This window comes from Pantoea sp. 18069 (genome assembly GCF_902706035.1).
Lineage (GTDB): Bacteria > Pseudomonadota > Gammaproteobacteria > Burkholderiales > Burkholderiaceae_C > Comamonas.
The window spans coordinates 1-251 of record NZ_CACSJA010000175.1; the positions used below are offsets into that span (position 1 = coordinate 1).

Sequence of the window (251 nt, forward strand, 5' to 3'; positions counted from 1 at the left end):
CCGCCGCCTGCGTCGCCGGCCCATCAAATCTATTCCGTAAGTGTTCATGTGTCCGCCTAAGTTGGTGGACACGAGCCTCCTACAGCGTCGGGTCGATATCAACGTGTGTTTGCTGGCCCCTTACGTTCAAGGCAGCGGTGATCCAGGAATGCATGCGCCCTGGTGTATCCATCGCAGCGGTAGCACTGGCGCACAGCCTGAACGCCAATATGCTGCGCAAATGGGTGATTGACGCCGAGAGCGCATTGCCT

At 58.6% G+C, this 251-nt stretch carries 1 protein-coding gene; it reads left to right on the plus strand.

Annotation, left to right across the window (positions count from 1 at the left end; all coding sequences use genetic code 11):
* Positions 1 to 95: 95 nt before the first annotated feature.
* Positions 96 to 251 (plus strand): transposase (locus GVL12_RS27165; protein WP_159918411.1); only part of this gene is annotated, 156 nt, incomplete at its 3' end.